Genomic DNA, 6,375 nt, shown 5'->3' with positions numbered 1-6,375 from the left:
ACCTATTAAGATTAGTAAAAAATCCTAACTAACTTAAGTGTTAGCTAGGATTGTTTTTTATTTTTTTGTTTGATGGATAAATGGTAGGCGTTCTGCTGGTTTTATTTCTCCCATTATAGAGTATATATAATCTTTTGTGGCTAGTAACGCATGACCACAAGGAGCTTTAAAAGATATTTCATCTAGTTTATACCAAGTATTTTCTTTTAGATTATAAACCAATTCTTTTTTGTTCCAGTTGAAATCTTTAACAGGGCGACGGAAGTAATCATTACGGTAGTTATCTTTTTCTTCACCTATTAAAGTACTAAGATTAAATACTGCTTCTTTCCAAATATCTTTGTCAAAACCGCCGATAACTAGCATTTCATTTTCATTAAGAGGTGCCCAATCTGCCCCTAGTAGAGAAATTTCTTCATTATCGATAATGACATCAGCAAGTTTTTCCCAAGTTTTAGTTGTTAAATTAAACTTATAACCGTCATTGAAAGTTACATCTGCGCCGCCACCATAAATATATAATTCATTATTGTAAATACAACTAATAGTTTGTGAGCGTAATTTTCCAGGAAATTCACCAATAACATCAAAATCTTTAGTGCATAGGTTATATGAATAAAGTTCATTAGTATTTTTTCCATTAATAGAGCCAATGCCAAGGTAAAGGATGTTGTTATCTACCTCGGCAATAGTATTTTCTACTGTAAATGGTAATATACCAAATACATTAACAACAAGTTTGTCATCAACTACAGTGAATACTAAAATTTCAGATAAATTTTCTTCTTTTGTAGCAATATAATAAAGTTTATTATCAGCAACAGCAGAAGGACCGTAAGCAAGAGGATAATCATATTGAATTTGATCTACTAGCGATAAATTGCCATTTACCTCTTTATATAGATAAACATCTTTGTGATTGATTTTTACACCTCCATCAACAGGTAAAATACCATCTTCAAAATTTGTGCCACCACCGAAGATAAGGTATGAACCTAAAATACCTTTAACAAGACCGGCTGTACCTAAGTTTTTATCATAACCTTTTTGAGGTGCGACAGTTGCTATATTTTTCCACGTTAATTTTGTACTCATAAAGTACCCCCCTTTTTTTTTTAATAAATTTATAAAATTATAACGCTTTCATTTATATATTTTATAAAAGACTACTCATAAAGGTGAGTAGCCTTTTTATTGTTATTTAAAATTAGCTTCTTTATCAACTAAAACATAAACACTTGGATGATTTTTAAGAATTGTACAAGGAATATTTTCAGTTATTTTTTCTCCTTCTACTAAACTTCTAATAGCTTCACGTTTTTCTTTACCAAAAGCTAATAAAATAATATGTTTAGTACGCATAATGTCTTTAATACCCATAGTCATAGCTTGTTTTGGAACAAGATTTATATCTCCATCGAAAAATCTAGAGTTAGCTTTTATTGTTTCTTCTTTTAAATCTACAACATGGACTCCCGCATCAAACGGTGTTCCTGGCTCGTTAAATCCAATATGACCATTTCCACCAATACCAAGAATTTGAACGTCAATTTGCGCCTTATCAAGCTCTTCTTGATATGTTTTAACAGCTAGTTCTAAATCAGCAGCAGATGCATTAGGAACATGTGTATTTTCTTTATTAATATCAATATGATCAAATAGGTTAGTATCCATAAATTTATGATAACTTTCTGGGTGATCATAGCTAATACCAACGTATTCGTCAAGATTATAAGATTTAATATTTTTGTAGCTGAAGTTTCCCGCTTTATAATCAGCAATCATTTCTGCATAAAGATCAGTAGGTGTAGAACCTGTTGCTAAACCTAATGTAGAGTTTTCATCTATTAGACTTTTTAAGATTTTATAGCTCTCAATAGAAGCTTCTTTTTTATTATCAAAAATTAAATATTTCATATATTATTTTCCTCTATTTTTTATTTTTTATATACTTCTTTCCCACGCGCAAATGTACGTAATACTTCATAGTCACGACTGATAACAACAAGGTCAGCATCATAACCGACTTTAATACGTCCTTTACGGTCAGCAAAACCTAACATTTCTGCTGGATTTTTTGTACAAGAGTTAATAGCAGCATCGACAGGAACAAGAGCGTCTTCGATTAAGACACGTAAACCATCGATAACGCGTAGTGTAGAACCTGCCAAGCGACCATCATCACGATGAGCACTACCATCTTCATAGATTTCCATATTCTCACCACCGAAGATGTAAGAACCACGACCGCAACCTTTAGCACAAAGAGAATCGGTAATCATAATTGCATGATCGCGCCCTTTTGCCGTGAAATAAGTATTTAGAGCATCTGTAGTAGAATGAATACCATCACAGATAACCTCACCATAAACGTCACGTGCACGAAGAGCAAAACCTACTTGACCACCATCACGATGATGGAAACCGACCATACCATTATAAACGTGAGTTTGAGATGTTGCACCATTAGCAAATGCTAAATAACTTTCTTTATAGTTACACGCAGAATGACCAAGACTTACACGAATACCTTGACTTACCAAATATTTAGTAAGTTTGTAGTCAACATCTTTTTCACAAGCGATAGTGATAAGTTTAATAAGGTTATTACTAGCTTTCTGGAATTTTTTAAATTGTTCAACACTTGGTGTTTGTATACAACTTAAAGGTTGAGCACCACGTTTTTCTTCATCAAGATAAGGTCCTTCGAAATGAATCCCAAGAATTTCTGCTCCTTCGTAGCCTTCATCATAAACTTTTGCAACATTAGCAACAGCTTTTAGTAAAACTTCTTCTGTTTGAGTAATAGTTGTTGGTAAAAATGAAGTTACACCTTCAGAAACAACATTTTTAGTCCAATTACGAAGTCCTTCTTCATCAACATCGTTAGTATCATAACCATAAGCACCATGAGTATGAACATCGATAAAACCAGGAAGGATGCGTTCATCACCAAAATCGTAATCAACTTTATCGAAATGATTGTAATCATAAATGGCAACAATTTTATTATCTTCGACTTCAATAGTAAGAGGAAGAAATTGGCTACTAGACCAAACTTTTTTACTTCTAATAAGCATAATATTACCTCTCTTTGAAATTTTTTTAAATATATCTACACGAAATTTAATGTGTTAAATATTATTCACCTTAATGGTAACATAAGAAAAGGCATTTTGTAAAGGGGAAAAGCAAAGTTCAATAACAAAAATACAAAGAGTTAATAATAGAATTTATTAAAAAATATAGCAAAATTAATTTAAGGTGTTAAATAAAAATAATTTTCTTGACTTTAATGAAAAGAGGTTTATAATGTATATAGAAAAAAATAGAAATAAATTTATAGAAAAATATAAAAAAGATGGAGAGATTTACTATGGAGAAAACAAAATTCTCTTTTTTAGGAGTAATAATGACTATAGGGATAATTTTTGGGGATATTGGAACCTCAGTTTTATATGTCATGAAATCTTTTATAAAAACAAGTGGAGATAACATGAATGAATTACTTGTTTTAGGATTTGTAAGTTTAATATTTTGGATAATGACATTACAAACTACAATTAAATATGTATTAATAGCTTTAAAAGCAGATAATAAAGGAGAAGGTGGGGTATTTTCTCTTTATGCATTAATAAAAAACAATACGAAAAAATTTGTTGTTTTTTTGGCTATGGTTGGGGGAGCTACACTTCTTGCAGACGGGGTAATAACACCAGCAATAACAGTAACATCAGCTATAGAAGGATTACATAATATTTTCCCTAATTTATCAACAAATGGAGTAGTTTTAATTGTTCTTGGAATATTCATTTTTATTTTCTCATTTCAACATTTAGGTACTAAGAAAATAGGAGGATTATTTGGACCAATAATGACGTTATGGTTTCTATCATTATTATTGTGGGGAGTACGAGCCATTACGACTAATTTAACAATTTTAAAAGCAATTAACCCATATTATGCATTAAGTTTAATAAGAAGCTATCCTGGTATTTTCTTATTACTTGGTGCAGTATTTCTTTGTGTTTCGGGTGCGGAAGATCTATATGTAGATTTAGGTCATTGTGGCAGAAAAAATATAAGAGCAGCGTGGACTTTTGTAAAAATATGTTTATTAACTAATTATTTTGGTCAAGCGGCATATTTACTATCAGAAAATTATAATCCTACAAAAAATCCATTTTTTGCTATAGTTCCAGAAAATTTGGTAATAATTCAAGTACTACTTGCAACACTTGCCGCCATTATAGCAAGTCAGAGTTTAATAACTGGTTCTTTTACGTTGGTATCAGAGGCAATTAAGTTAAATCTTTTTCCAAAATTAGTAATAAAATATCCAACGGACATAAGAGGACAGGTGTATGTTTCGGCTGTCAATATAATACTTTTTATTTTTAGTAGTTCAGTTGTAGTATTTTTTAGAACAAGTAGTAATATGGAAGCCGCTTATGGTTTAAGTATCAGTATAACAATGTTTGTAACGACAATCTTACTTAGCTTATATTTATATAAAATAAAAAATCAAAAAATTATAGCGTTAATATTTTTTATTGTTTTTGGATTAGAAGAAAGTTTATTTTTATATGCTAACAGTTTGAAGTTTATTAGTGGAGGATATATTACGGTAGTAATAGCAATATTGATTTTTGGTATAATGTTTATATGGTATAGAGGTGTGGAAATTAAAGAAAGAGAAAGTCAATATTTACCGGTAGAAAAATATAAAAAACAACTATTACAACTTAGTAGTGATAAAGATATACCAAAATATGCAACAAATCTAGTTTATTTAACAGGAGCAAAGTATGAAAGTGATGTAGATTATGCAGTTTTATATTCTATTTTAAATAAGCAACCCAAAAGAGCTAATGTCTATTTTTTTGTCCATATAAATGTAGTAGATGAGCCGTATAAAAGAGAATACAAAGTTACGAAATTTAGTGATAAGAAAATCTTTAAAATTACCTTTAATTTAGGATTTAGAGAACATCAAAGAATAAACATGTTTATGCATCAAGTAATAGATGATTTGTTAAAAAATAAAGAGCTAGATTTACAACCAACAAAATATAACTTGCGCGGAAAGATAGAAAGTGTAGGGGATTTTAGATTTGTATTAATAAATGAAGTATTAGGTAACAATAATGGATTGACTTCTTTTGATAGTTTTATAATGAGTTTACGATTAAAACTTAAGAGAATAACTGTTACCCCAGAAAAATGGTTCGGTTTAGATACAAGTATTATAACTAAAGAAGCAGTACCATTAAATGTTATACAAATAAAAGAAAAAAAATTAAAAAGAATAAACTAAAAAATATAAGTTTTATATAGTTGTAAAGTAGAAGTTTATTAACTTATTATTTTACAACTATAAATCTTGTATAAGGAAGATAATGTCGTTATTATATATTGTCACTTGTATTTTGAGGAGTATAAGCATATATTTGATTTTTATTTGTAGTGATTTTATTATGTAGAAGTTATTATTTTTTATATTACTTTAATTATAGTACAGTATGCACCCCCTCTTGAAAAAATCATATAAATATAGTAAGATAGTAGGGTGTATAACGTTTTTTATATGATAAAAAGACGTATATAATAGGGAATTAAACAAAGATTAATAAAGAAAAGAAAGAGAGAAAAGACAATGGGTCGTAAATGGAATAATATTAAAGAAAAAAAAGCGGCAAAAGATGCTAATACTAGTAAAATTTATGCAAAATTCGGTCGTGAAATTTATCAAGCGGCAAAAAGTGGAGAGCCAGATCCAGAAAGTAATAGAAATCTAAAAGTAGTTTTAGAACGCGCAAAAACATACCGTGTTCCTAAAAACATAATAGACCGTGCTATTGAAAAAGCAAAAGGTGGAAGTGAAGAAAACTATGATGAATTACGCTATGAAGGATTTGGAGTAAGTGGAACAATGGTTATCATCGATACACTTACTAATAATGTTAACCGTACTGCAGCAGAAGTACGTACGGCTCTTGGAAAAAATGGTGGGAATTTGGGAGTTACAGGTTCTGTTAACTATATGTTTGATAACACAGCTGTTATAGGTGTGGAAGGAAAGAGCGCCGATGAATTGTTAGAAATTCTTATGGAAGCGGATATTGATGCGAGAGATATTGTAGAAGAAGACGAACTTGCTCTTGTCTATGGAGAGCCAGAACACTTCCACGAAATTCAAGAAGCATTAAAAGCTGCTGGTATTGAAGAATTTGAAGTTGCGGAAATTTCTATGATTCCACAAAATGAAGTAACATTAAGTGAAGAAGATAAAGTGAAATTTGAAAGAATGTTAGAAATGCTTGATGATTGTGAAGACGTTCAACAAGTATATCATAACGTAAACTTAGATTAAGG

5 protein-coding genes are annotated in these 6,375 nt (G+C 30.1%); 2 read left to right on the top strand and 3 right to left on the bottom strand.

The annotated features are described in order from the left end of the window. Positions 1–57: 57 nt before the first annotated feature. From O3802_RS07550 to nagA, 3 genes are all read right to left on the bottom strand, one after another. Positions 58–1,095 (bottom strand): cyclically-permuted mutarotase family protein, encoded by a 1,038-nt coding sequence (locus O3802_RS07550; protein ID WP_371458990.1) that lies wholly within the window; start codon positions 1,093–1,095, stop codon positions 58–60. Between the two features lie 102 nt (positions 1,096–1,197). Next, the gene (gene nagB, locus O3802_RS07545; protein WP_371458989.1) at positions 1,198–1,917 is read right to left on the bottom strand and encodes a glucosamine-6-phosphate deaminase; all 720 of its coding nucleotides are present in this window, start codon (positions 1,915–1,917) and stop codon (positions 1,198–1,200) included. 20 nt (positions 1,918–1,937) lie between these two features. Beyond that, on the bottom strand, positions 1,938–3,080 hold the full coding sequence (gene nagA / locus O3802_RS07540) for an N-acetylglucosamine-6-phosphate deacetylase (RefSeq protein ID WP_371458988.1): 1,143 nt from the start codon (positions 3,078–3,080) through the stop codon (positions 1,938–1,940). Between the two features lie 296 nt (positions 3,081–3,376). On the opposite strand from nagA, the gene O3802_RS07535 reads away from it, so the two are divergent. Further along, on the top strand, positions 3,377–5,317 hold the full coding sequence (locus O3802_RS07535; RefSeq protein WP_371458987.1) for a KUP/HAK/KT family potassium transporter: 1,941 nt from the start codon (positions 3,377–3,379) through the stop codon (positions 5,315–5,317). A gap of 339 nt (positions 5,318–5,656) precedes the next feature. Further along, positions 5,657–6,373: a YebC/PmpR family DNA-binding transcriptional regulator gene (locus tag O3802_RS07530; RefSeq protein ID WP_371458986.1), complete on the top strand. Its 717-nt coding sequence runs from the start codon at positions 5,657–5,659 to the stop codon at positions 6,371–6,373. The last annotated feature ends 2 nt before the right edge of the window (positions 6,374–6,375 follow it).

Origin of the sequence: Gemella sp. 27098_8_92 (assembly GCF_041433685.1) — a bacterium.
Taxonomy (GTDB): domain Bacteria; phylum Bacillota; class Bacilli; order Staphylococcales; family Gemellaceae; genus Gemella.
The sequence above is the reverse complement of the archived record's forward strand: the minus strand, read 5'-3'. Positions and strand labels throughout refer to the sequence as shown.